Origin of the sequence: Lacticaseibacillus kribbianus, assembly GCF_020180945.1 — a bacterium.
Lineage (GTDB): Bacteria > Bacillota > Bacilli > Lactobacillales > Lactobacillaceae > Lacticaseibacillus > Lacticaseibacillus kribbianus.
On record NZ_JAIPUL010000001.1, the window covers coordinates 1,467,702 to 1,490,269 of the forward strand.

Below are 22,568 nucleotides of genomic sequence, written 5' to 3' on the forward strand. Positions count from 1 at the left end.
ATAGTGGGGAAAAACGCAGGAGGCACTGCCATGATTCCAGATCCCAACGCCCTTGGCCCGCTCACGCTGGTCGAAGGCGACGTCCACTTCGATTACCACGGCTGGCACGCCCGCCTGGCCGCGGTCAACGACCACCTGGTGCGCCTGACCGTCACCCAGGCCCCGGACTGGCCGGCCCATCCCAGCATCCAGGAAGCCCCGGACATCCAAAAGCACGCCGACGCCACGGTCGCCAGCGGCGGCTCCGGCCAGCGCTTCGATGCCCCAATCGTCACCGCAACCGCGCACCGGCCGCTGACGCTGACGGCCAACACCGCCGCGCTGGGCGCCTACCGCCTGGTGCTTGAGGACGGCCGCCTGACCGTGACGCTCGGCGAGCAGATGGTCTGCACCCTCGCGCTGCCGCAGCTGGAGGACCACCGCTGGACGACCCGCATCCGCACGACGCCCGGCGCCGACTACTTCGGCGGCGGGATGCAAAACGGGCGGGTCAACCTGAACGGCCAGCTGATCTCGATTCGCAACGAGAACCGCTGGACCAAGGGCGGCGTGACCTCGCCGGTGCCGTTCTACTGGTCCACCACCGGCTACGGCCTGTTGGTCAACTCCTTCACCCCCGGCGAGTACGACTTCGCCAACCCGCACGCCGGCGCCTACCTGATGCACGAGGATCCCGTTTTTGACGCCTACCTGATCCTCGCGACGACCCCGGCCGGGCTGATCCACGGCTACCACGAGCTGACCGGCCTGCCGGCGCTGCCGCCGGCCTTCACCTTCTACCCCGCCCACTTCAACGCCTACAACCGCGATTACTGGGTGCCTGTCACCCAAGACTCCGCCGGCGCGATCCGCTTTGCCGACGGTCAGTGGTACAAGGAGTACCAGCCGATCAAAAAGGAGACCTTCAACACCGGCTTTCGCCGCGGCGCCATCACCGTCGCCGGCGTGACGCTGGTGCCCAACGTCTTCGGCCACGGCCACGTGACCTTCACCGAGCCTGACGAGGCGGGCAACCCGCGCCGCGCCGTGCGCGAGACGCTCAACGGCGAGCACGACCCGCAGTTCTCCGCGCGCGCGGTGCTGGACCGCTACCTCGACAACGGCTTTCCGCTCGGCTGGCTTTTGCCCAACGACGGCTACGGCGCCGGGTACGGCCAGACCGACTCGCTCGCCGGCGACCTGCAAAACCTCGCGGCGTTTGCCGACTACGCGCGCGGCCGCGGCGTCACCACCGGGCTGTGGACCCAGGCCAACCTGACGCCCAAGGACCCGGCTGCCCCGCAAAAGGGCGACCGCGACTTCGCCCGCGAGCTTGACGTCGGCGTCCGCGCGATCAAAACCGACGTCGCCTGGGTCGGCGAGGGCTACACCTTCGGCCTGAACGCCGGGGCGCGCGCCGCCGCCGAGTTCGCCAAGCGCCAGCTGCGCCCGGCCATCGTCACCCTGGACGGCTGGGCCGGCTCGCAGCGCACCGGCATCACCTGGACCGGCGACCAGGACGGCGCCGACTGGCTCAACCTCGCGGTGCACATCGGTTCCTACCTCTCCGCCGGGCTGTCCGGGCTGCCCAACGTCGCCTCGGATGTCGACGGCATCTACGCCGGCGGCAACCCCGTGATCCAGACCCGTGACCTGCAGTGGAAGGCCTTCACCCCGCACTTTTTCGCCATGGACGGCTGGGGCGACCAGCCCAAGCTGATGGGCATGGAGCTGCCTGACCCGTACCGCGCGATCAACCGCGCGTTCCTGCAGTTCCACACCGCGCTTTTGCCGACGCTGTACAGCCTGGCGGCGCTGGCCCGCGACACCGGCGCCCCGGTGATACGGCCGACCTTCTGGAGCGCGCCGAGCGCCTACACCCAGGGCCCGGCGCTTGAAGACCAGTTCCTGCTCGGCGACGCGCTGTTGGTCGCGCCGATCGTCAACGCGTACGGACTTGACGGCACCACCAGCCGGCGCGACCACGTCTTCCTGCCGGCCGGCACCTGGTACGACTTCTGGACCGGGGAAAAACTGACCGGTGACGCCACCCTGCACGACCTGGTTACCCCGCTGGACCGGCTGCCCCTCTTCGTGCGCGAGGGCGCGATCCTCGCGCTGACGGCGCCGCACCTGACCCCGGACGCCCGCCCGGCGACGCGCGTCATCGACTGGACGCCGGGCGTCGGCCGCTTCACCCTGGTTGAGGACGACGGGGCAAGTGACGCCTACCTCAGGGGCGAGCAGGCCCGCACCGAGCTGACCGGCACGGCGCAGGCGCTGACCATCGAAGCGACCACCGGCCACTTTGAAGGTCAGGCCGAGTGCGTGCCGCTTCGAGTCTTCGTCCAGGGTGCCACGGGCCCCGCGACCGTCACCGTCGACGGCCAGCCGCTTGACGTTCAGGGTGTGGTCGGCCCGCGCCCGGACGACGTGCTGCACCGTCCGGCCACCGGGCTGTTCCTGGACCTGGGTGTGCAGTCGATCAGAAGCACCATCGTCGTCACGATTCAGTAGCGCGACCGCCGGTAACAGGTTATCCAGAACCAAGTGCCTCGGCTCCCCTGCGGTATCGCGCTTCACTGAGCGACACAAAAGCCTGTCCGAATTATTATCGGGCAGGCTTTTTGCGTTTTATAGCTAAGATGTGCACTTGAAATCTAACTTGTCTGGATTTAGAAGCGCGTATTACAAATCTGTGGAATTATCAACAATGTAGGGCGGAGGTGCGGACGGCCCACTGGCGGAGGCGCAGGGCTGGGGCGAGCCAGTGTGAAATTGCTGTTGCCGACCGAACTTGTCGGCTTACAGCAAGGGCGGGTCCTGAGACCGGAACGGGCTCAGGAGAGCCCCACACGTTCCGCCGCCCTAGCCCGGAGCCGGAGGCAGTGGGCCGTCTGGGCCGGAGCCCGGATTTTCAGAGCCTCCACAGGCTTCCTCGGGTGCGGCGGCTCAGATCAGCCCGTCGGCGAAGGCCGCGACGTCCGGGCCGGTCACCGCCAGGACGTCCTCGCCCCGCGCCGCGCCGGCCTCAAACAGCGCCAGCAGGTCTTGAAGCCGCGCGAACTGGTCGGCCCACACCGGCGCGGTCACCTTGAGCAGGTACTTTTGAATCTCCTTGTACACCACTTCGTAGTCGTGCGGCAGCGCGTGCACCGCCGCGGCGTGCGCGCGCCACGCGCGCTTGTCCTCAATCAGGCTCATGGCTGCTTCCTCCCCAGCTTCCGGTACACCGCGGCGTTGAGCTGCGCGCGCCAGCGGTCCTGCAGGCTGGTCGCGCCGCTGGCCGCCCCAACCCCGTCGGCGAACTCGGCGACGTCCTCACCCAGCGCGTCCTGGGCGCTGGCACCGCGGGCGGCGGCGGCCTCCATCAGCTCGAGGATGCCCGAAAGGATCGGCATCAGGTTGCGCCCGGAAAAATCGCTGCGGGCCATCACGGTTGCCAGCACCGTCTGCCACGCGGTGCGGTAGTCCGGTGGCAGCTGCTGCACGCGCTTGTCGAAGCCGGCCAGCTCGCGGTTCATGTCGTTGCCGGTAATTTTGTCCCAGAAATTCATGCCGTCACCTCCGCAGACCCGCGACGGTGGCCGTCAGCCAGTCCCACCGCAGCCAAAAATCCGCCAGGTACATTTTGCCCGCTTCGTTGAGCGAATAAAACTTGCGCGCCGGCCCGAGCTTGGACTGGCGGCGCGTCACGTCCAGCAGGCCCTTTTTCTCCAGCCGCAACAGCGCGGTGTACACCGTGCCCTCCACGATGTCGTCCAGGCCGTGATCCGCCAGGTACTGGGTGATCTCGTAGCCATAGGTCTCGCCCTGGCTGATGCGCTGCATGATGATGCCGTCCAGGGCCCCCTTCAGAAGCTCCGTCGAACCGTTCATATTGTTGCCACCTTTCAAGCCGGCGCGTCCGCGCCTTCCAGTAAATTATATTACCGAGTAGTAAGTTCGGCAAGTCGCCGCACAAAAAAGCCGGGCGGTTGCCCGGCATCTTGGTCTGTCATCGCGTTACTTGGTCAGCACCAGCGGCGCGGATGCGCCCGTCACCCACTGCAGCGTGCTGCCGTCGTGAACCAGGTACAGCGGATCAGCGGCCTGAGTTGGGGTGAAGATGTACCCGTTCCCCGTGCGCGCCGCGCGGTAGCCGGTGGTGACCGGCGTCATCCCCGGCTGCGCGACGGTCAGCGTCGTCGCCGTCAGCGTGATGGTCACATTCGGGTTGCGCCAGGTGCCGTAGTAGCCGGCGAGCCCGGTGGCCGCCTTGGCCGCCGCTGCCTGCTTCGCTGCGGCTGCCTGCTTCGCTGCCGCGGCCTGCTTGGCTGCGGCTGCCTGCTTGGCCGCCGCTTCCTGCTTCGCTGCCGCGGCCTGCTTCGCTGCCGCTGCCCGCTTGGCTGCCGCGGCCTGCTTGGCTGCGGCTGCCTGCTTGGCCGCCGCTTCCTGCTTCGCTGCGGCTGCCTGCTTGGTTGCCGCCGCCTGCTTCGCTGCCGCCGCCTGCTTGGCCGCTGCTGCCTTCTCGGTCGCTGCTGTCTTCTTTGCTGCCGCTACCTGCTTCGTCGTCGCGGTCGTCCGCGCCGTCTTTGTGGTGACCGCGGTGCGAGTGGCGGCCGTGTCCGTCTGCACGTCTACCCGACTTGCTGCCCACGTGCCCACACCCAGGGTTACCAGCCCAATCAACAGCCACTTCTTCATCGCGATCACTCCTTTTGTTTTGTTACGCCCAGTATAACACGGCGACACGAATCTGTAACGTAATTGACACATTCTTAAGAAATCGCCGAGTTGGCGGCACCGTCCGCCGGGCCAAAATGTTACAAAAGCATTTCGTCGTCGTTAAACCGAACAAGTGTTTGTATAATAATCTCGAGGAGGTGAGCGCCATGAGCGTGGATCACCGGGCGGCGGCCCGCCGCGTCGCCGACTTTTTCGCCCACGAGTACCGCGACCGCGGCATGCTGAAGTGGCAGGGGTTCTTCCTGTCCGACCACACCGCCGCGCTGAACAAGGAGCAGGCCAAGGCGGCGGTGGCCGTCCCCGAACTTGAGCCTCAGGACCAGGCCACGGTGCGCGCCGCGCTGGCTTTGGCCTACGCCAGCGGCGAGTCCGTCACCTGCCAGCTGAAAACCGTCGACTACGAGCACGCGCTGCAGCCGCCCTTCACCGGCAAGGTGCGCGGCTACACGGCCGACGACGGCGTGCAGATCGGCGACGTGGCGGTGCGCATCGCCGACCTGCGCCACGTGACGCGGTTGGGTTTTGCGGTCAATTAGTGTACACTACGCCTAAACACTTAGGAGGTCCGAGATGACACTCATCGCAATTCTGATCGACGGGCTGGCGGCGGCCGGCTACCACGTCCAGGCCACGTCCGGCCTGCACATGGCCGGGACCATTTTCCAGGGCGTCTTGACGCTGGCGCTGCTCATCATGACGTTCGCCTACAAGGGCAAGCGGCTGGGCTGGTTCAACTTCAGCACCTGGGCGCACAATTTCACCTTCCGCTACGCCGTCATCATCCTGTCGCTGATCGTCAACGCGGTGCTGCTCTTCGTCTACGTGCTGAACGTGACGGGCCAAAACACCGAACTGCTGTTCCACTAATTAACATCTGAACACCCGGGCTCCGGCCCGGACGCATCACTACTTCCAGCTCCGGGCCGGGGCGGCGGAACGCGTGGGGCTCTCTTGAGCCCAAAGTGCGGTCTCAAGACCCGCCCTTGCTGTAAGGCGGCAAAAACCGCCGCCTAACAGCAATTTCACGCTGGCTCGCCCCGGCCCTGCGCCTCCAGCAGTGATGCATCCAGCCTACGCCCTGCCTAGTGATTCATCCGCCAAGTCGCGACATTCGATGCCCAAAACAGACAGGCTGTATTTTCAGATACCGTTTAGTTTCGCCCGCCGTCGCGCCCCGGCGGCTATTTTTTTGCCCAAAGTTTAGTAAACATTTAGCACTGCGAATCATTCCCGAAGCGACGGGATTGGCAGCGGTTCACTCAAAATGAATCACGGCAAAATTTAGTAAACTTTCGGTTCACTTTTCCCCGGAATTTTAGTAAACTATCCGTGAAGGCGCGAGCAGCGCCTGGCTTGGAAAGGAGGGGTCGTCATCGCCACCCTGAAAGACATCGCAAAGGCCGCGCACGTCAGCGCCGCCACCGTGTCCCGCGTGCTGAACGCGGACACGTCGCTTTCGGTCGCCCCGGACACGCGCCGGCGCATCTTCGCCGCCGCGGAGGCCCTGAACTACACGAAGCACCAGCGGCGCGCCACCCCCGCGGCCAGCACCATCGGCCTGGTCCAGTGGTACTCCGAGGCCGCCGAGACCAACGACCTGTACTACCGCGCCGTGCGCTGGGGCGTTGAGACCCAGCTTCAGGCCGACGGGTTCGCCATCGACCACGTCTTCGCCAGCGACACGCTGCCGAGCACCGAGCTGGCCGGGCTGATCGCCATCGGCAAGTACTCCGAGGCCCAGCTGGCCAACTTCAAGGCGCTCGGCCTGCCGCTGGTGATTGTGGACCAGGACACCCTGGCCCAGGAAATTAGCTGCGTGACCACGAGCTTCGGCGATCCGGTCGACCGGATCGTGCAGCACTTCCTGGCCGCCGGGCACCGGCGCATCGCGATGATCACCGGCGCGGAGCAGACCACCGACGGCGTGCCGCTGACCGACGCGCGGCTGACCGCCTTCAAGCGGGCGATGAGCCGCCGCGCCACGCTCGATGAGGCGCTGATTTTCCCCGGGCCCTTCACCATCGAGGGCGGCTACCAGACCATGACCGCCGTCATCGAGAAGCTTCAGGGTGACCTGCCGCACGCGTTTTTCGTCGCAAGCGACACGATGGCCATCGGCGCGATCAAGGCGCTTCAGGAGCACCACATTCAGGTGCCGGAGCAGGTCAGCGTGATCGGCTTCAACGACCTGGCCGTGGGCCGCTACATCAGCCCGAGCCTGAGCACCGTGCAGGTCGCCACCCAGCTGATGGGCATGAACGCCGCGCGCCTGCTGAAGGACCAGCTCGACGGCCTGGCGACCACCCCGGTTCGCATCACGCTGGGCAGCACGCTGTTGCTGCGCGACTCCAGCGACTAACCACTGGCATTACGCTACTTTTAAAAAAACCGCACCATCACAAAGGAGGAGCACCATGGATACACAGGAACTTCGCACCGGCTTCACTGAGGTCTTCGGCCACGCGCCGGCCCACACCTACTTCGCCCCCGGCCGCATCAACCTGATCGGCGAGCACACCGATTACAACGGCGGCCACGTTTTCCCCTGCGCCATCAGCCTCGGCACCTACGCGGCCGTCGGTGCGAACACGGAAGACGCCTTCCGCCTGTTCTCCGCCAACTTCCCGGACGCCGGTCTGACCACGATTGCGCTGGCCGACCTGAATTCCGCCAAGGCCAACAGCTGGACCGACTACTTCAAGGGCATGGCCCAGGTTCTCGCCAAGAGCGGCGCCGACTTCAACCACGGCCTGGACGTCTACATCAAGGGCAACCTGCCCAACGCGTCCGGCCTGTCCTCGTCCGCCTCGCTTGAGCTGTTGACCGGCATCATCCTGAAGGCCACGTACGGCTTGCCGGAGACCATGCTGGACCTGATCAAGAACGGCCAGAAGGTGGAAAACCAGTACATCGGCGTCAACTCAGGCATCATGGACCAGTTCGCCATCGGCATGGGCCAAGCGAACCGCGCCACCCTGCTGGACACCAACACGCTGGAGTACGAGTCGCTGCCGCTTGACATGGGCGACAACGTGGTCGTGATCATGAACACCAACAAGCGCCGCGAGCTGGCCGACTCCAAGTACAACGAGCGCCGCAGCGAGTGCGAGGAGGCCCTGCGCCGCCTGCAGACCAAGCTTGACATCAAGAGCCTGGGTGATCTGAGCATCGACGAGTTCGACCAGTACAGCTACCTGATCTACGACGGCACGCTGATCCGCCGTGCCCGCCACGCGGTGTTTGAAAACCAGCGGACGCTGCAGGCCGCCGCGGCCCTCAAGGCAAGCGATCTGGCGACGTTTGGCCGCCTGATGTCCGCCTCCGGGGTGTCTTTGGCCTACGACTACGAGGTCACCGGCCTTGAGCTCGACACCCTGGTCCAAAACGCGCTGAAGCAGCCCGGCGTCCTCGGCGCCCGCATGACCGGCGCCGGCTTTGGCGGCTGCGCCATCGCCCTGGTGAACAAGGACGCCGTGCCGGCCTTCACCGAAGCGGTCGGTGCCGCCTACCTGGAGACGGTCGGCTACAAGGCGGACTTCTACGTCGCCGAAATCGCCGACGGCCCGCGCCAGCTGGACTAAGCCGTCCCTGCCGGGCTCCGGCACGACGGGGCCACTGCTTGCGGCTCCGGGCCGGGGCGGCGGAACGCGTGGGGCTCCCGCAAGCCCAAAGACCGGTCTTGCGACCCGCCCTTGCACTAAGCCGACAAAGTACGCCGGCTGAGTGCAATTTCACGCTGGCTCGCCCCGGCCCTACGCCGGAAGCTGTGACCCGGTCGTGCATCCGCCCTATACAGTGGTTAACCGACTGTGAATACGGCTGGTCGATAGGAATCATCAGAATTCAGGCCACTTAGAGCGTCTAACAGACCGTCCACTACACGGCCATCGCAAGCCAACGCAATGCGCTTGCCTCACACATTGAAAGGAGTTTTCCACATGACAATTGCTGTTTTAGGTGGGGCCGGGTACATCGGCTCCCATACCGTTGCGCAGCTGATCAAGCACGGCGAAGACGTCGTCGTGCTCGACAACTTGATCACCGGCCACCGCAAGGCCGTCGACCCCAAGGCGCGCTTTTACCAGGGCGACATCCGCGACTACAAGTTTTTGAGCAGCGTTTTTTCCAAGGAAAAAATCGACGGCGTCATCCACTTCGCGGCCTTCTCCATCGTGCCCGAGTCGATGAAGGACCCGCTGAAGTACTTCGACAACAACACCTCCGGCATGATCACGCTGCTTGAGGCGATGAAGCAGTTCGGCATCAACAAGATCGTCTTCTCCTCCACCGCCGCCACGTACGGCGAGCCCAAGCAGATCCCGATCAAGGAAACCGACCCGCAGATTCCGACCAACCCTTACGGCGAGTCGAAGCTTGCGATGGAGAAAATCATCCACTGGGCCGACGTCGCGTACGGCATCCACTTCGTCGCGCTGCGCTACTTCAACGTCGCCGGCGCCATGCCGGACGGCTCGATCGGCGAGGATCACCACCCGGAGACCCACCTGATTCCGATCATCCTGCAGGTGGCCGCGGGCACCCGCGACGGGCTGCAGATTTTCGGCGACGACTACCCGACCAAGGACGGCACCAACGTCCGCGATTACGTGCACGTCGTCGACCTGGCCGACGCCCACATCCTGGCGATGGACTACCTGAAGGCCGGCAAGCCGAGCACCGCGTTCAACCTGGGCTCCGCCACCGGCTTCTCCAACCTGGAGATCCTGAACGCCGCGCGCAAGGTGACCGGCAAGGCCATCCCGGCCACCATCGGCCCGCGCCGCGCCGGCGACCCGAGCACCCTGATTGCGGCCTCCGACAAGGCCCGCACAGTGCTTGGCTGGCAGCCGAACTACGACAACATCGAGGCGATCCTCGCGACCGCCTGGAATTGGCACGAAAGCAAGCCGGAAGGATTCGGTGACAAGATTTGACCGCCGTTGACCAACAGTTGGACTACATCCTCAAGCAAAATCCGGACTACACGGAACTCGACCGCGTGTACCTGAAAAACCGCGTGCTGGCTCTGGTCGGCGACGCGGCGGCGGACACGCCGGGCGCCGCGACCGCGCTTTCCAACCTCGACGCGCTGGTCGCGGCCGCCGTTGAACACGGCGCCTGCGACGACACCGTGGCGGCCAAGCAGATTCTCGAGGCCGAGCTGATGGCCCTGGCCACGCCGAAACCGAGCACGGTCAACGCCACGTTCTGGTCGCGCTACCAGCAGTCGCCGCAAAGCGCCACGGACTGGTTCTTCGCGCTCAGCCGCGCCAACAACTACATCCAGACCCGCGCGATCGCCAAGAACATCCAGTTCCCGGCCCACACGGAGTACGGCGACCTTGAGATCACCATCAACCTGTCCAAGCCGGAGAAGGACCCCAAGGACATCGCCGCGGCGGCCAAGGTCAAGTCCTTCGGCTACCCGGCCTGCCAGCTGTGCCTTGAAAACGAGGGCTACCGCGGCCGCGCCGACTACCCAGCCCGCGGCAACCACCGCATCGTGCGCTTTTCGTTGGGCGGGGCGACCTGGGGGTTTCAGTACTCCCCTTACGCCTACTTCAACGAGCACGCGATTTTCCTCGACGCGGTTCACGAGCCGATGCACATCAACCAGCAGACCTTCACCAACCTGCTGGACATCGTGACCATGCTGCCGCACTACTTCGTCGGCAGCAACGCCGACCTGCCGATTGTCGGCGGCTCGATGCTGTCGCACGAGCACTACCAGGGCGGCCGCCTCACCTTCGCGATGGCCGTGGCGCCGCTGGAGAAAACGCTCAGCCTGCCCGGCTTTGACGGCGTCGAGGCCGGCCGCGTGAAGTGGCCGATGAGCGTGATTCGCCTGACCGGCGCCAACCGCAGCGAGCTCGCCGCGGCCGCCGAGCACATCCGCGCGACCTGGGCGACTTACAGCGACGAGGCCGTGGACGTGCGCGCCGTCACCGACGGCACGCCGCACCACACCGTCACCCCGATCGCACGCCGCGTCGGTGCCGACTACCAGCTCGACTTGGTGCTGCGCGACAACCAGACCAGCGCCGCTTACCCCGACGGCATTTTCCACCCGCACCAGGACGTGCAGCACATCAAGAAGGAAAACATCGGCCTGATCGAGGTCATGGGCCTGGCGGTGCTGCCGGCGCGCCTGCGCCTGGAGCTCGCCGAGGTCAAGAAGTACCTGCTGGACCAGCCCAACGCCATGGCCGAGTCCCACCGGCCGTGGGCGGATCAGCTGCGCCAGAGCTTCGCGTGGACCCCGGCCAACGCCGACGACCTGCTGAACCAGGCCGTGGGCAAGGTCTTCGCCCGCGTGCTCGAAGACGCCGGCGTGTTCAAGCGCACCCCTGAAGGTCAGGCGGCCTTCGACCGCTTCTGCGCCGCGCTGTAATCCGCATCCAGAGCCTGCCGAATTGCGATTCGGCGGGCTTTTTTGCGCGCTGCGGGGTAGAATGGGCCTATCATCGCCTCACGGCAGGAAGAAGGCATTGCCATGACCGCAGACTTTCGCGATTGGCCGCTGCCACCCGCACCGGACCCCCGGCGCATGTGGCGCCTTATTAACTGGGAGCACACCATGACAGACGGCTAGTCATGGCGGCCGGGTGCTCCCGGCGCAGAAAGGATTCACGTGAAAAATCTCTATCAATTACTGGCGGTGCGGCTTTTAATCAACCTCGCCGACAGCTTATTTTACGTCGTCACGCTCTGGAACGTCACCCAGGCGGCTGACGCGCTCGCCACCGGCGCACTGGTGGCGCTGTTCACCCTGCCGGACGTGCTGGCGGTGTTCATCGGCCCGCTGATCGACCGCTTCGAGCCCCGGCGGCTGCTGGTGGTCGCAAGCGGGCTGCAGCTGGCCATTCAGCTGGTGCGGCTGGCGACGCTCACCCCCTTCAACCTCCCGCTGACCTACGCCCTGGCCCTCGGCAGCACGCTGGCGTCGAGCCTGACCTACCCGCTGGAGGACGTGCTGATTCCAAGGCTCGCGCCGCAAAACCGGCTGGTGTTTGCCAACAGCCTGTTTGCGGTGGCCTACAAGGCCGTCGACACGGCGTTCAACGCCGTGTCCGGGCTGCTCCTGTCGGCGCTCAGCTTCTTTGCGCTCTACGCCGCGGACCTCGGCGTGTTCGCGCTGGTGTTCGTGCCGCTGGTGGCCTTTCGGTTCCACCGCGGGCCGGTGACCACCGTGCCGTTTTCCGCCAAGGCTTACCGCACCGAGCTTGCCGCGGGCTGGCGCTACCTGATCGGCGCACCGCTTCTGCGCGCGCTCACCTGGCCGCTGGTGGCCATGAACGCGGCGACGGCGCTGGCCAGCGTGGCGATGCCCTACTTCAGCCAGGAATTCGCGCGGCCCAAGCTCGTGTTCGGGCTGTTCACCACGGCGGAAGGCGTCGGGGGGATGCTCGGGGCGCTGGCGGTCACCGCACTCGCCCGCCGTGCCGGCGTGGGCAGGCTGATCAGCTGGCTTTTGGTCGGTGAGGGCGCTGCCTGGGTGCTGGCGGTGGCGGTGCACCAGGTGGTCGCCACCGCGGCGCTCCTGGCGCTGAGTTCGGCGCTCGGCAGCGTGTCCAACACGCTGTACGCCGGCCTGTACCAGGTGCTGCCGGACGCCACGCTGCTCGGGCGCGTCAACACGACGGTCGACTCGCTGATCACCGTCGCCATGCCCGCGGGCAGCCTGCTCGGCGGCTGGGTGCTGGCCAGCATCGGCGCACGGTGGGGCATGGCGCTCCTGGGCCTGAGCCTGATCGGCGGCGCCATCACCTACTGGCTCAGCCGGCCGGTGATGGCACTGCCGAAGATGAGCGCGGTGCGCCCGCTGCCCCCGCGCGGTTGACGCCCGTGCCGCGCCGTGATATAAATAAGTCAATTACGAAAACGGAGGTCACGCCATTGAAGTTCTAAGCGAGTTGTCTGAACCAAGCACGTCCCATCACCGCACCACGGGATTCGTGCGCCGTCCAGACGACCGCTAGACTTCTTCGGCGGGCCGCAAGCCCCCGGAGTCTCTGGGGGCTTTTTGTGTGGGATGCACCGCACGCCCCCGGCGGTCGGCTGGACTCACCACAAGGGGGTCACCATGTCTAACATCACAATTTCGCACCTCACGTTCGCCTACCCCGGGCAGGCGGACATCTTCACCGACCAGAGCCTGACGCTCGACCTGAGCTGGCACCTGGGCCTGAACGGCCGCAACGGCCGGGGCAAAACCACCCTGCTGCGCCTGCTGCAGCAAGAACTTTCGCCCTCCAGCGGCCGCCTGAGCGTCCCGGTGCCCTTGACCTACTTCCCGCAGCCGGTGGCGGACCCAACCCAGGACGCCTGGCAGGTCGCAGCCGACATCACCCCCGCCGAGCTGTGGGAGGTGCAGCGCGAGCTGTCCGCCATGGGCGTGGCCGAGGACGTGCTGTACCGGCCGTACCGGAGCCTGTCGGGCGGCGAGCAGACCAAGCTGCTGCTGGCGGCGCTTTTTGCCCAGACCACCGCGTTCGCCCTGATCGACGAGCCGACCAACCACCTCGACGCGCCAGGTCGCCGGCAGGTCGCCGCCTACCTGGCCGCCAAGAAGAGCGGCTACATCGTGGTCTCGCACGACCGCGACTTCCTGGACGCCGTCACCGACCACACCCTGACCATCGAGAAAAAGCAGCTGGTGCTGACCCACGGCAACTTCACCGCGTACAGCCAGGCCAAGGCCACCCAGGACCAGAGCGAGCAGGCCGAGCAGAGCAAGCTCCGCCGCGACATCGGCCGCCTCAAGCAAAGCGCGCGCGACAAGGCCGACTGGTCCAAGAGCCGCGAGGGCGACATCCACGGCGACCCGCACGTCAAGGGCTCGGGCGGTACCGGCCACGACGGCTTCACCACGGCTCGCGCGGCGCGCATGATGCAAAAGGCCAAAAACCTCGACCGGCGGATGCAAACCGAGATCGCCGACAAGGAGGCGCTGCTGCAAAACGTCGAGTTCATCGACCCGCTGGCGCTGGATTACGTCCCCGACTACCACAACACCCTGCTGACGCTGCGCGAGGTCACCCTGAGCTTCAACGGCCAGCCGCTGTTTGCCCCGGTGACATTTTCCGTCAAGCGCGGCGAGCGGGTGGCCTTGGTCGGCCCCAACGGCGCCGGCAAGAGCTCGCTGCTCGACGCGGTGCTTGAAACCGCCGGCCGCACCACGGCCACCGGCCAGGAGAGCGCCGCCTTCACCGGCACCGTGGCCGGCGAGATCACGCTGGTCAACGCCACGCGCGCCCTAGTGCGCCAGCAGTACGCCGACAACGTGGGCAACCTGGCGGATTTTGCCGAGCGCCGCCGCCTGAACTACCAGGACCTGTTGAACAACCTGCACAAGCTGGGCGTCGAGCGCAGCGTGTTCACCACGCCGATCGAGCAGATGTCCGGCGGCCAGCAGAAAAAAGTCGAGCTGGCCGCCAGCATGGCCACCTCCGCGGCCTTCTACGTGTGGGACGAGCCGCTGAACTACCTCGACGTCTTCAACCAGGACCAGCTGATCCAGGTGATCCAGGCGGTCAAGCCGACCATGCTCTTCACCGAGCACGACCAGCACTTCATCGACGCCGTGGCAACCAAGGTGATCGAGCTGACGCCGCTGAGCGACTAACCGCAAACCAAAAAACCGCGCGCCGGCCGCGTGTCCTTGATTGGACATGCGGCCGGCGCGCGGTTTGCGTTGCGGCGTTAGAAACGGTTAGAATGCGTGGCTGTTCATGAGCAATCCGTCCGGTTGCTCGTGTGCGCCCGGTCCGCGTCGAAGCGACACCCTTCCGTGAACGCGGCCGACCCACTGTGTAGGGCTTCGGTTCGGACGCGCCACGGCTGGAGGCTTCGGGCCGGGGCGAGCCAGCGTGACATTGCTGTTAGCCGGGTGATTTTCCCGGCTTACAGCAACGGCGGGTCGCAAGACCGGGCTTTGGGCTTGCGGGAGCCGCACGCGTTCCGCCGCCCCGGCCCGAAGCCGGAAGCCGTCGCGCGTCCGGACCGCAGCCCGGCCCTAGCCCGGCCCTACCCCAGCCGCCGCGGCCGGCGCGCGGGCAGCACCTGAAGGAAGGTGGTGCTCAGGACCAGCAGGCCGCCGAGCACCTCGGCCCAGCCGAAGTGGGCGTGAAAGAGCGCGATGGCGATGACCGTTGAAGACAGCGGCTCGAACACGTTGAGCATCGCGACGGTGGTCGGGCGCACGAAGCGCAGGCTCTCCAGGTACAGCAGGTAGGCGATGAGCGTCCCGAACAGCGTGACGTAGCCGATGCCGAGCACGATCGGCCAGGTCAGGTGCGGACCGGGCTGGAGAATCAGGATCGGCGACAGGATCAGGCCGCCGAACAGCATCCCCCACCCGGTGACCAGCCGCGCGTTGTAGCGTTTTAGAAGTCCGACCGGCATCAGCGTGTAGGCCGCCGCCCCGACCGCCGCGGCCAGGCCCCAAAACAGGCCCTGCGGCGACAGCGACAGCGTCGTCAGGTGGCCGTGCGTGACCAAAACACCACGCCGACGAACGCGACGGCAATCGAGACCAGATCGATGCGCCGCGGCCACCGCCAGTGCCGCAGCGCCAGGTAGATGATGATGAACACGGGCCCGAGGTACTGGATGACGGTGGTGGTCGGCGCGTTGCTGACGGCCACGGCCGTGAAGTACGTGAACTGCGAGATCACGACGCCGAACACCCCGAAGACGAACAGGCCGAAAAGCGCGCGGCGGTCGTGCGCCACCGCCGCCATCTCGGTCCGCTGCGTGGCCAGGTTGCCCGCCAGCAGGATCAGCCCGCTCAACAGCAGCCGCACCGCCACCAGCCAGTCGGGCCGGATGCCGGGCTGGGCGAACAGCCACTGCGCCACGTTGCCCGAGATGCCCCAGAGCAGCGGCCCCAAAATTGCAAACAGGATTCCCTTATGTCGCGTCGTCATGTCGAACTCCTTGTCGTCAATGAGACCTATCATACCCCCAATCAGCGGGCCCGGCGCAACTTTTTTTGCACAGTCTGGGGACCGCCATTATACTTGGGAGGTCAGCATCACGAAAGGAGGCGGCCGCGTGGTCACCAATGAAAAAGCGATCATCGCGCTGTGCGGCCGCGTCGGCAAGCTGCTGCTGGAAAACGGCGCGGAAACCGGCCGCGTCGAGGGCACCGTCGAGTACATCGGCCGCGCCGCCGGTCTGGCCGTGTCCTGCCACGCGACCATGACCGCGCTGTTCGTCGACGCGGATTTCGACACCGCGACCCACCTGGTCAAGGTGCGCACCAAGGACTTCGACCTGCGCAAGGTCGACGCGGTCAACACCCTGTCGCGCCGCTTCGTCGCCGGGCGCATCGACTGGGCGACGCTTGAAAGCGGCGTGGCCGACGTCGAGCGCCAGCGCGTCGATTACACCTGGCCGCAGAAAATCCTCGGCGCCGGGCTGGTGTCGGTCGCGCCGATGCTTTTGTTTCAGGCCACCTGGGGCGACCTGGCGCTGGCCTTTGGCGTCGGCATCGCCGGCTACCTCGCCGCGCAGCTGACCGGCCGCCACACCAGCACGCCTTACATCGCCGTCGGGGTCGGCGGGCTGACCATCGGCTTTTTGGCCACCACGCTGGCCCTGGCCGGCCTCGGCGCCTCCGCCGACAACATCGTGATCTCGGCTTTGATGCCGCTGGTGCCGGGGGTCGCGATCACCAACTCGCTGCGGGAGCTGATCGCCAAGCACACCATCTCCGGCCTGGTGCGCGCCGTCGACGCCGTGATGGTCGCCGGGGCGATCGGCGCCGGCGTTGTGGTCGGCAACGCCCTGGCCCACGGGCTGTTGGGAGGCTTGCTATGACCTACCTCATTCACGCGCTGATCAGCTTCGCCTCGTCGGTCGGCTTTGGCATCATCACCAACATCCCCCGCCGGACGCTTTTGCCCGCCGGCATCACCGGCGCCGCCTCCTGGCTGGTGTACGTCGCGCTGACCGCCGCGACCCACGCCGTGATTCTGCCCAACCTGATGGCCGGCGTCACCATCGGCGTGCTCGCCAACCTGTTCGCGATTCGCGTCAAGGCGCCGGTGAACGTGATGTACATCCCGAGCCTGGTCTCGCTGGTGCCCGGCGCCATCATCTACATGTCGATGAAGGACTTCACCCTCGGGCGCGAGGCCGCGGCCCAGCAGGGGCTGACCAAGACGCTGACGATTGCCATCGCGCTGGCGGTCGGCTTCGTCATCGCCGAGGCCAGCTTCAACGCGCTGCGGCGGCTGGCCCGGCGCCGCCCACAGAACTAGCAGGCCAGACGCCGTTGTTACGATAATCCCGCCACTTTGACCAGATGAACGATTGGCGCTCACCTGGTCAAAACGGCGGGATTTTTGCGCGGCGAGATCAAAATAGAAGCAAGTTGCCACGTCGGCGCGCTCAAAACACCGACTCAAAGGCGCTCAGCGGCCGACCGGCAAGCGCCGCGTCCAACCCCGGCAGCTGACGCTGGTAGGCCGCGACGTCGAGGTCCGGCACCCGGCGACTGGCAGCGGCCATCGCCCGCGCGGCGCCCCCGAGTTCCGCCTCGGTCCAAGTCGGGTGCAGGTCGAAGCTGGTCAGGATGTGGCGGCGGTTGTCCACGAAGCCGTCGGCAAGCTGCACCTCGCCCATCATCCGCAGCCCGGCGATCAGCTCGTCCCCCGCCGCGGCGGCGGTCGCCTGGCCCGCGGGAATGGCCGTGGCAATCGCCGTCAGGAACCGGAACTGCAGCCGCGGCAACAGCGCCGCCTGCCAGGTCGCCGGCGCCGCCGCCAGCACGGTCTGCCCGCGGCGCAGAAAGTCCGCCGCAATGGCCGCCTCCCGTCCGAACAGCGCCGCAAACCCGACGTCGATGCAAAGCCCGAGCGCCACGTCTGGGTAGTCCGGCGCCGTCCGGAACGCCTGGGCCTTGTGCCACAGCCGGCGGTAGCTCGCCCAGGGCAGCGGTGAAAACCGCGCGACCAAGGCGCCGATGCGCTGGATCAGGGGCAGCGTCAGCGTGTCGGCGCTCGCCAGGGCCGACAGCACCGCCTTTTGCTCCGCCGGCGTCAGCGGCCAATCCCCCCACGCGGCCAGCTTGCCCAGGGCAGCGCGCATGTTCGCATCGCCTTTTTCGTCGAGCGGGTCACAGGCGGCCTGCAGTGCAGCGGCCGACACCTGAAGCCGGCGCAAAAGCGCCAGCAGCGTGTCGGCGCGCACCGAGCCGCCGGCCTCAAAGCGAATCGCCTGTCGCGGCGATAGCAGCGCCGCATAAAGCACCGCCTGGCTGATGCCGCGGGCCTCCCGCAGCTGGCGGATGAAGCCGCCGATTGATTGTGCCATTTTTGTCACCCTTTCGTGTTGCCCCCAGTCTACCAGCTAAACTACGGGCATGAAAGGGAGATGTTAAACATGATCGATTTCACCTGACTTTACCGTCACCTGCCGCGCCGCCTGAGCCTGGCGCTGGTGCTGTTCGCGTTTCTCGGCGGCTTCGAGGGCGTCTTGAACGGCTACGTCCTGGGGCAGGTCCCCAACCTCACCGCCGTCGGGCTCACCGGGCGGTTGCGGTACGTCGGCGTGGCGATCGCGCTGTACGCCGGCACGTACTGCGCTGGCTACATCCTGAACCTGCTGCAGCAGGCCGCCATCCGCCGTTGGAACGTCGCGCTCAAGACCCAGATGCTTCAGGCCAGCGCGGCCGGCGGCGAGGCTGAAAGCACGGGCATGAACCGCCTGACCAACGACGCCGCCCAGATCCAGGCCCGCTACTTCGAGGCCGTGGTCGGTCTGATGCAAAACGCGGCGATGACCCTGGTCTCCACCTGGTTCGTGCTGACCGTCAACTGGCTGATGGGGCTGATTTTCATCGCGTTCTCCGCCGCGGCGATGCTCCCGATGCTCGCCTTCACCAAGTCGCTTTCGCGCCTGGGGCAGCAGTGGAGCGACGCCAACGCTAAGACCCTGGCCGCGGCGCAGGACTGGCTGCAGGGCCAGCCGGAGCTGCAGCAGTACCTGGCCGCCGGCACGTTCTTCGCCCGGGTCAAGGCGGCCCTGGCCCTCAGCGAGCGGCGCCTGCAGCAGCAGACCGCGCGCCAGTACACCGCGCAGTTCGCAACGGCGCTGATGGTGGTACTCGGCCTTTTCGTCCCGATGCTGATCGGCTTTTTGCTGATGGCGCGCGGCGGTTTCGGCATCACGATTGCCACGCTGCTGACCCTTCAGCTGTCGGCCGACCACGTGACGGCCGGCGTGCGGGCCGTGGTCGCCGGCTGGAGCGGCCTGGCCGGCACCCGCGCGCTGCGCCAGCTGCCGCCGGTTGACGCCACGCCGGCCCCTGCGCCGGTTGCGGCCGGACCGGGCGCGGTGGTGCTTGACGGCGTCAGCCAGACCTTCGGCGACCAGGAAGTGCTGGCGCCGACCACCCGTCACCTGCCCGCCGGCTCGAAGACGCTGATTGCCGGGCCGTCCGGGGTGGGCAAAACCACCCTGCTGAACCTGATTGCGGGCCGCCTGAAGCCGACCGCCGGCAACGTGACGATTGACGGCACCCAGGCCACACCCCAGGCGGTCACCTACATCACCCAGCAGGCCTGGATTTTCGCCGGCACCGTGCGCGAGAATCTGACGTTGGGCCAGTCCTTCTCCGACCAGCAGCTGACAACCGTGCTGACCCAGGTCGGCCTGACCAGCCAGCTGGGCGACGCGCCGCTGGACCGGCCCGTCTCCCCCGCCACCCTGTCCGGTGGGCAGCAGCAGCGCCTCGCAATTGCCCGCGGCCTGCTGCGCAAGCGCCCGGTGCTGCTGTTGGACGAGATCACCGCCGGGCTGGACGACCAGGCCGCCTTAGCGATTCGCGAGCTGCTGTACCGGCTGCCGCAGACCGTGATCGAGGTCGCGCACCACTACGACCGCCAGCTGCTGGCACGCGACCACGTCTCGGAGCTGACGCTGAATCACGAACTGACGCCGGCCACCGCTCGCGACTGACTGCCGCGACTCCCGGCACAACGCAATCGAGGCGAGGCCGGGCCATCAGTCGGGCTTCGTCCAGCTCACGAGACGGCCAGCGCTCAGAGCAGGCCACCGAGCCACGTCCCCAGCGCGACGGCCAGCAGCCCGAGTCCAGTTGACTCCAGCAGGTAGCTCCAACGCCGCCGGCCTTGCAGGCCAAGCGCCTCGACCTCGAGCGTCGAAAACGTGGTCAGCCCACCGCACCCGCCGGTCAGCAGCAGTGCGGAAGCCGCCGCGGGCAGCGCCGCGCCAGTGAGCAGACCTGCGACAAAGGCCCCGACCACATTGACCAGAAGCGTCGCGTACGGGCGGTTGGGCCACCGGGTTTTGCCCGCCTGGGCCACGAGGTAGCGCGCAACCGCGCCCAGCCCCGCGCCCAGGGCGACCAGGGCAATCACGCCCGGCCCCCGACGCCGAGGCGCCGCCCCAGTGCGGCCGCGGCCAGGCCGCCGAGCAGGTTCACCACGAGCACCGCCACAACCGCCCAGCGGCCGGCGGCGATGCCAAGACCGACGCTCAGCATCAGCGTCGAAAACGTGGTGAAGCCGCCGATCAGCCCGGTGCCAAGCGCCAGGCTCACCCAGTCTGCAAGCGGCCAGCGGTGAAGCGTCGCGGCGGTCAGGAACGCCAAGCCGAAGCTGCCCAGCAGGTTGACCACCGTGGTCCCCATCAAGGTGGTGGTGTCGGCCAACCCCAGGCTCAGCCCGTACCGCAGCACACCGCCAACCGCCCCGCCGCCAAACACCGCCGCCGCATTCCGCCAATCAATTGTTCTCGTCATCGTCAGCCCTCCGTAAAAAAAAGATGACACCTACCCTCATTATCAGGTAGGTGTCATCAACTGGTCCTAGGCGAACACCATCGCCATCGCGTTAACCAAAGTATACCTCACGGCATCAGAAATTGCCAGATGCCGCGGCCGACGCCGTCTTCGCTGTTGGCCGCGGTGACCGCGTCCGCGCGCTGCTTGATCTCAGGCAGCGCGTTTTGCATGGCGATGGCGTGGCCGACCGCCTCAAACATCGGCAGGTCGTTGTGCCCGTCGCCAAAGGCCGCCGTCTCCGCCTGGCTCAGCGCGAAGCGGTCGAGGATGTAGCGGATGCCCGTCGATTTTTGCGCCGCGGCGGCGGTCACCTCCAGCCACGCGGTGCCGGAGCGCTGAGCGGCAATGCCCGGCCAGGCCTGCGCGGCGAAAAACGCCTGCAGCCGCACCAGCTCGGCCGGGTCCAGCGCGATCATCATGATCTTGAAGAACGCGAGGTCGGGCTGCGCAAGCACCGCCGCCGTCGGCCGAATCGTCGGGTGCAGGTGCGACACCGCCACCTCGTGCTCAAGCCCCGCGTCCATGCGCGGCGCGAACCAGTCCGTCGCGGTGTAGTAGCTCAGGCTGACCTTGGGGAAGCAGGCCTCCACCGCGGCGATGATGGCCTTGGCGGTGGCGGGCACCATCGGTGTGGCCACCAGCGGCTCGTAGCCGGTGGCGGTCGGCTGGTAGATCAGCCCGCCGTTGAAGCCGATCTGCGGGCCGGTCAGGCCGAGCGCGTCGATGGCCGCCGCCATCTCGATCGGCGCGCGCGCCGACACCAGCGTCACCGGCAGCTTGGCCTTTCTGATCAGCGCCGCGTTGGTAGCGGTGACGTCGCCGTGGTCGTCGAGCAGCGTGCCGTCCATGTCGGAGAAAATCATGCGAATCATTGTGTCCTCTTTCTTGCGGCAGCGCCGCCTTTTTACCCAGTATGCCACCTGTAACGCGTTACAGGTCAAGCCCTCATTCGATAATCCCGAAGCGGTAGACGCGCGCCTTGTAATCCGCGATCAGCTTCGGCAGCGTCGAAAGCGTCAGCGCCTTGCCCGCGGCGTCGTGCATCAGCACCACCTCCGTGTTGTGCGTCCCATACGCATCCAGCGCGTGCCGGTGGTAGGCGAGGTAGCCGGCCACCGAGTGCGGGCCGCTTTCGCCCAGCGCATCCCCCACCGCGTCGTTCCAGTCGATCCAGGACAGCCCGGCCTGGGCCAGCGCCCGGTCCGGGGCGGCCAGGGTCGACCAGGACATGTGCCCGCCCGGGTAGCGCCAGGCGTGGGTGGCAAACCCCGGCCCAAGCGCCCGCCGCAGCGCCGCGAGCGTCAGCGTCACCTCGCGGGTCGTGGCGGCGGCACTGCCGCGTTTTTCAAAGCCGTACGTGTGGCTGAAGCTGTGCAGCCCGATGGCGTTGCCCTGCGCCAGGGTCTGGCGCAGCACGGGCGCGGTCGCCGCGCCGACCTGCGAGCCGACGACGAAAAAGGTCGCGTGCACCTTGGCCGCCCTCAGCACCGCCAGCACCCGCGGCGTCATGGTCAGGTTCGGCCCGTCGTCGAAGGTCAGGTACACCACCTTGGGCCGCTTGGGGTCAAGCGGGGCGAAGAGGCCGTCGTGCACCGCCTTGGCCGGGGTCGCGTAGGCCGCGGCCGCCGGCACGTGGTTGCGCCCGCCCAAGAACAGCTGCGCCGCGCCGCCGGTCGCCGTGGCCGCCTTGGGGCTGGCCGGCGCCGCGGGCTTGGCCGCCGGCGAAGACTTGCCGCTCGGTGACGACGACTCGGCCGCCGCGGCTGGCCTGCCGGGCGCCGAGCGCGCCCCACTGCCGGGTGCCTTCGCCGTGCTAGGCGCCTTCACCGAGTCGCGCGCCTTCACCCCGTCCCCCGCCTTCGCGGGCCTGTCCACTTTGCCGGCGCCCGCGTGCCGCGCCGCCGACTGGGGCGCCGACAGCAGCACGCGCGCACCGCCCCACACCCCTGTACCAATTCCCAGTGCCGCCACCGGAATCGCCCATTTCACCCAACGTCTGCTCATGAGGCCACCTCCACCACTAGGATACCACGTCTGGCCGGGAGCG

23 protein-coding genes and 1 riboswitch are annotated in these 22,568 nt (G+C 67.0%); of the genes, 12 read left to right on the top strand and 11 right to left on the bottom strand.

Annotation, left to right across the window (positions count from 1 at the left end; translation table 11 throughout):
* The first annotated feature begins 30 nt into the window (after positions 1 to 30).
* Positions 31 to 2,496 carry a TIM-barrel domain-containing protein gene (locus LE416_RS07005; RefSeq protein ID WP_225047740.1) on the top strand — a complete coding sequence of 822 codons (2,466 nt, stop codon included), beginning with the start codon at positions 31 to 33 and terminating at the stop codon, positions 2,494 to 2,496.
* A gap of 435 nt (positions 2,497 to 2,931) precedes the next feature.
* Here the strand turns inward: LE416_RS07005 and LE416_RS07010 are convergent, their stop codons facing one another.
* The 4 genes from LE416_RS07010 to LE416_RS07025 form a co-directional block, all read right to left on the bottom strand.
* Positions 2,932 to 3,183 (bottom strand): DUF1048 domain-containing protein, encoded by a 252-nt coding sequence (locus LE416_RS07010; protein ID WP_225047741.1) that lies wholly within the window; start codon positions 3,181 to 3,183, stop codon positions 2,932 to 2,934.
* Positions 3,180 to 3,536, bottom strand: a complete 357-nt coding sequence (locus tag LE416_RS07015; protein ID WP_225047742.1) for a DUF1048 domain-containing protein — start codon at positions 3,534 to 3,536, stop codon at positions 3,180 to 3,182. The genes LE416_RS07010 and LE416_RS07015 overlap by 4 nt, the downstream gene beginning before the upstream one ends.
* A gap of 4 nt (positions 3,537 to 3,540) precedes the next feature.
* Positions 3,541 to 3,858, bottom strand: a complete 318-nt coding sequence (locus LE416_RS07020; RefSeq protein WP_225047743.1) for a PadR family transcriptional regulator — start codon at positions 3,856 to 3,858, stop codon at positions 3,541 to 3,543.
* Positions 3,859 to 3,984: 126 nt separating this feature from the next.
* Positions 3,985 to 4,665: a hypothetical protein gene (locus LE416_RS07025; RefSeq protein ID WP_225047744.1), complete on the bottom strand. Its 681-nt coding sequence runs from the start codon at positions 4,663 to 4,665 to the stop codon at positions 3,985 to 3,987.
* A gap of 188 nt (positions 4,666 to 4,853) precedes the next feature.
* Between LE416_RS07025 and LE416_RS07030 the strand changes: the two genes are divergently transcribed.
* The 8 genes from LE416_RS07030 (at position 4,854) to abc-f (ending at position 14,332) form a co-directional block, all read left to right on the top strand.
* On the top strand, positions 4,854 to 5,243 hold the full coding sequence (locus tag LE416_RS07030; protein WP_225047745.1) for a phage infection protein: 390 nt from the start codon (positions 4,854 to 4,856) through the stop codon (positions 5,241 to 5,243).
* 34 nt (positions 5,244 to 5,277) lie between these two features.
* Positions 5,278 to 5,574 carry a hypothetical protein gene (locus LE416_RS07035; RefSeq protein ID WP_225047746.1) on the top strand — a complete coding sequence of 99 codons (297 nt, stop codon included), beginning with the start codon at positions 5,278 to 5,280 and terminating at the stop codon, positions 5,572 to 5,574.
* 523 nt (positions 5,575 to 6,097) lie between these two features.
* The gene (locus tag LE416_RS07040; RefSeq protein WP_225047853.1) at positions 6,098 to 7,066 is read left to right on the top strand and encodes a LacI family DNA-binding transcriptional regulator; all 969 of its coding nucleotides are present in this window, start codon (positions 6,098 to 6,100) and stop codon (positions 7,064 to 7,066) included.
* A gap of 55 nt (positions 7,067 to 7,121) precedes the next feature.
* The gene (locus LE416_RS07045) at positions 7,122 to 8,288 is read left to right on the top strand and encodes a galactokinase (RefSeq protein ID WP_225047747.1); all 1,167 of its coding nucleotides are present in this window, start codon (positions 7,122 to 7,124) and stop codon (positions 8,286 to 8,288) included.
* 357 nt (positions 8,289 to 8,645) lie between these two features.
* Positions 8,646 to 9,641, top strand: a complete 996-nt coding sequence (galE, locus tag LE416_RS07050) for a UDP-glucose 4-epimerase GalE (protein ID WP_225047748.1) — start codon at positions 8,646 to 8,648, stop codon at positions 9,639 to 9,641.
* Positions 9,638 to 11,098, top strand: coding sequence for a UDP-glucose--hexose-1-phosphate uridylyltransferase (locus LE416_RS07055; RefSeq protein ID WP_225047749.1), 1,461 nt, complete (start codon positions 9,638 to 9,640; stop codon positions 11,096 to 11,098). The genes galE and LE416_RS07055 overlap by 4 nt, the downstream gene beginning before the upstream one ends.
* Positions 11,099 to 11,338: 240 nt before the next feature.
* Complete coding sequence (locus LE416_RS07060) at positions 11,339 to 12,547, top strand: MFS transporter (protein ID WP_225047750.1); 1,209 nt, start codon at positions 11,339 to 11,341, stop codon at positions 12,545 to 12,547.
* 243 nt (positions 12,548 to 12,790) lie between these two features.
* Complete coding sequence (gene abc-f, locus LE416_RS07065) at positions 12,791 to 14,332, top strand: ribosomal protection-like ABC-F family protein (RefSeq protein WP_225047751.1); 1,542 nt, start codon at positions 12,791 to 12,793, stop codon at positions 14,330 to 14,332.
* Positions 14,333 to 14,733: 401 nt separating this feature from the next.
* Here abc-f and LE416_RS07070 read toward each other — a convergent pair whose 3' ends face one another.
* Both LE416_RS07070 and LE416_RS07075 read right to left on the bottom strand, forming a co-directional pair.
* Positions 14,734 to 15,207: an EamA family transporter gene (locus tag LE416_RS07070; RefSeq protein ID WP_225047752.1), complete on the bottom strand. Its 474-nt coding sequence runs from the start codon at positions 15,205 to 15,207 to the stop codon at positions 14,734 to 14,736.
* The gene (locus LE416_RS07075; protein ID WP_225047753.1) at positions 15,186 to 15,635 is read right to left on the bottom strand and encodes a DMT family transporter; all 450 of its coding nucleotides are present in this window, start codon (positions 15,633 to 15,635) and stop codon (positions 15,186 to 15,188) included. The genes LE416_RS07070 and LE416_RS07075 overlap by 22 nt, the downstream gene beginning before the upstream one ends.
* Positions 15,636 to 15,762: 127 nt before the next feature.
* Between LE416_RS07075 and LE416_RS07080 the strand changes: the two genes are divergently transcribed.
* Positions 15,763 to 16,530 carry a threonine/serine exporter family protein gene (locus LE416_RS07080; RefSeq protein WP_225047754.1) on the top strand — a complete coding sequence of 256 codons (768 nt, stop codon included), beginning with the start codon at positions 15,763 to 15,765 and terminating at the stop codon, positions 16,528 to 16,530.
* Positions 16,527 to 16,973, top strand: a complete 447-nt coding sequence (locus LE416_RS07085) for a threonine/serine exporter family protein (protein WP_225047755.1) — start codon at positions 16,527 to 16,529, stop codon at positions 16,971 to 16,973. The genes LE416_RS07080 and LE416_RS07085 overlap by 4 nt, the downstream gene beginning before the upstream one ends.
* 130 nt (positions 16,974 to 17,103) lie before the next feature.
* Here the strand turns inward: LE416_RS07085 and LE416_RS07090 are convergent, their stop codons facing one another.
* A complete protein-coding gene (locus LE416_RS07090; RefSeq protein WP_225047756.1) occupies positions 17,104 to 18,027 on the bottom strand; it encodes a helix-turn-helix domain-containing protein in 924 nt (307 codons plus the stop codon).
* Between the two features lie 126 nt (positions 18,028 to 18,153).
* Between LE416_RS07090 and LE416_RS07095 the strand changes: the two genes are divergently transcribed.
* On the top strand, positions 18,154 to 19,674 hold the full coding sequence (locus LE416_RS07095; protein WP_225047757.1) for an ATP-binding cassette domain-containing protein: 1,521 nt from the start codon (positions 18,154 to 18,156) through the stop codon (positions 19,672 to 19,674).
* Positions 19,675 to 19,757: 83 nt separating this feature from the next.
* Here LE416_RS07095 and LE416_RS07100 read toward each other — a convergent pair whose 3' ends face one another.
* The 4 genes from LE416_RS07100 to LE416_RS07115 form a co-directional block, all read right to left on the bottom strand.
* Positions 19,758 to 20,096 (bottom strand): fluoride efflux transporter FluC, encoded by a 339-nt coding sequence (locus LE416_RS07100; RefSeq protein ID WP_225047758.1) that lies wholly within the window; start codon positions 20,094 to 20,096, stop codon positions 19,758 to 19,760.
* On the bottom strand, positions 20,093 to 20,479 hold the full coding sequence (locus tag LE416_RS07105; RefSeq protein ID WP_225047759.1) for a fluoride efflux transporter FluC: 387 nt from the start codon (positions 20,477 to 20,479) through the stop codon (positions 20,093 to 20,095). The genes LE416_RS07100 and LE416_RS07105 overlap by 4 nt, the downstream gene beginning before the upstream one ends.
* Positions 20,480 to 20,519: 40 nt before the next feature.
* Positions 20,520 to 20,573, bottom strand: a riboswitch (Fluoride riboswitch).
* A 13-nt stretch (positions 20,574 to 20,586) separates the two neighbouring features.
* Positions 20,587 to 21,393, bottom strand: a complete 807-nt coding sequence (locus LE416_RS07110; RefSeq protein ID WP_225047760.1) for an HAD family hydrolase — start codon at positions 21,391 to 21,393, stop codon at positions 20,587 to 20,589.
* A gap of 73 nt (positions 21,394 to 21,466) precedes the next feature.
* Positions 21,467 to 22,525 (bottom strand): polysaccharide deacetylase family protein, encoded by a 1,059-nt coding sequence (locus tag LE416_RS07115; RefSeq protein ID WP_225047761.1) that lies wholly within the window; start codon positions 22,523 to 22,525, stop codon positions 21,467 to 21,469.
* Between the last annotated feature and the right edge of the window lie 43 nt (positions 22,526 to 22,568).

Excerpts from the sequence above, each read along its gene's own strand:
- LE416_RS07005 (WP_225047740.1), top strand. The coding sequence starts at position 31 with ATGATTCCAGATCCCAACGCCCTTGGCCCGCTCACGCTGGTCGAAGGC.
- LE416_RS07010 (WP_225047741.1), bottom strand. The coding sequence starts at position 3,183 with ATGAGCCTGATTGAGGACAAGCGCGCGTGGCGCGCGCACGCCGCGGCG.
- LE416_RS07015 (WP_225047742.1), bottom strand. The coding sequence starts at position 3,536 with ATGAATTTCTGGGACAAAATTACCGGCAACGACATGAACCGCGAGCTG.
- LE416_RS07020 (WP_225047743.1), bottom strand. The coding sequence starts at position 3,858 with ATGAACGGTTCGACGGAGCTTCTGAAGGGGGCCCTGGACGGCATCATC.
- LE416_RS07025 (WP_225047744.1), bottom strand. The coding sequence starts at position 4,665 with ATGAAGAAGTGGCTGTTGATTGGGCTGGTAACCCTGGGTGTGGGCACG.
- LE416_RS07030 (WP_225047745.1), top strand. The coding sequence starts at position 4,854 with ATGAGCGTGGATCACCGGGCGGCGGCCCGCCGCGTCGCCGACTTTTTC.
- LE416_RS07035 (WP_225047746.1), top strand. The coding sequence starts at position 5,278 with ATGACACTCATCGCAATTCTGATCGACGGGCTGGCGGCGGCCGGCTAC.
- LE416_RS07045 (WP_225047747.1), top strand. The coding sequence starts at position 7,122 with ATGGATACACAGGAACTTCGCACCGGCTTCACTGAGGTCTTCGGCCAC.
- galE (WP_225047748.1), top strand. The coding sequence starts at position 8,646 with ATGACAATTGCTGTTTTAGGTGGGGCCGGGTACATCGGCTCCCATACC.
- abc-f (WP_225047751.1), top strand. The coding sequence starts at position 12,791 with ATGTCTAACATCACAATTTCGCACCTCACGTTCGCCTACCCCGGGCAG.
- LE416_RS07075 (WP_225047753.1), bottom strand. The coding sequence starts at position 15,635 with ATGACGACGCGACATAAGGGAATCCTGTTTGCAATTTTGGGGCCGCTG.
- LE416_RS07085 (WP_225047755.1), top strand. The coding sequence starts at position 16,527 with ATGACCTACCTCATTCACGCGCTGATCAGCTTCGCCTCGTCGGTCGGC.
- LE416_RS07090 (WP_225047756.1), bottom strand. The coding sequence starts at position 18,027 with ATGGCACAATCAATCGGCGGCTTCATCCGCCAGCTGCGGGAGGCCCGC.
- LE416_RS07105 (WP_225047759.1), bottom strand. The coding sequence starts at position 20,479 with ATGACGAGAACAATTGATTGGCGGAATGCGGCGGCGGTGTTTGGCGGC.
- LE416_RS07110 (WP_225047760.1), bottom strand. The coding sequence starts at position 21,393 with ATGATTCGCATGATTTTCTCCGACATGGACGGCACGCTGCTCGACGAC.
- LE416_RS07115 (WP_225047761.1), bottom strand. The coding sequence starts at position 22,525 with ATGAGCAGACGTTGGGTGAAATGGGCGATTCCGGTGGCGGCACTGGGA.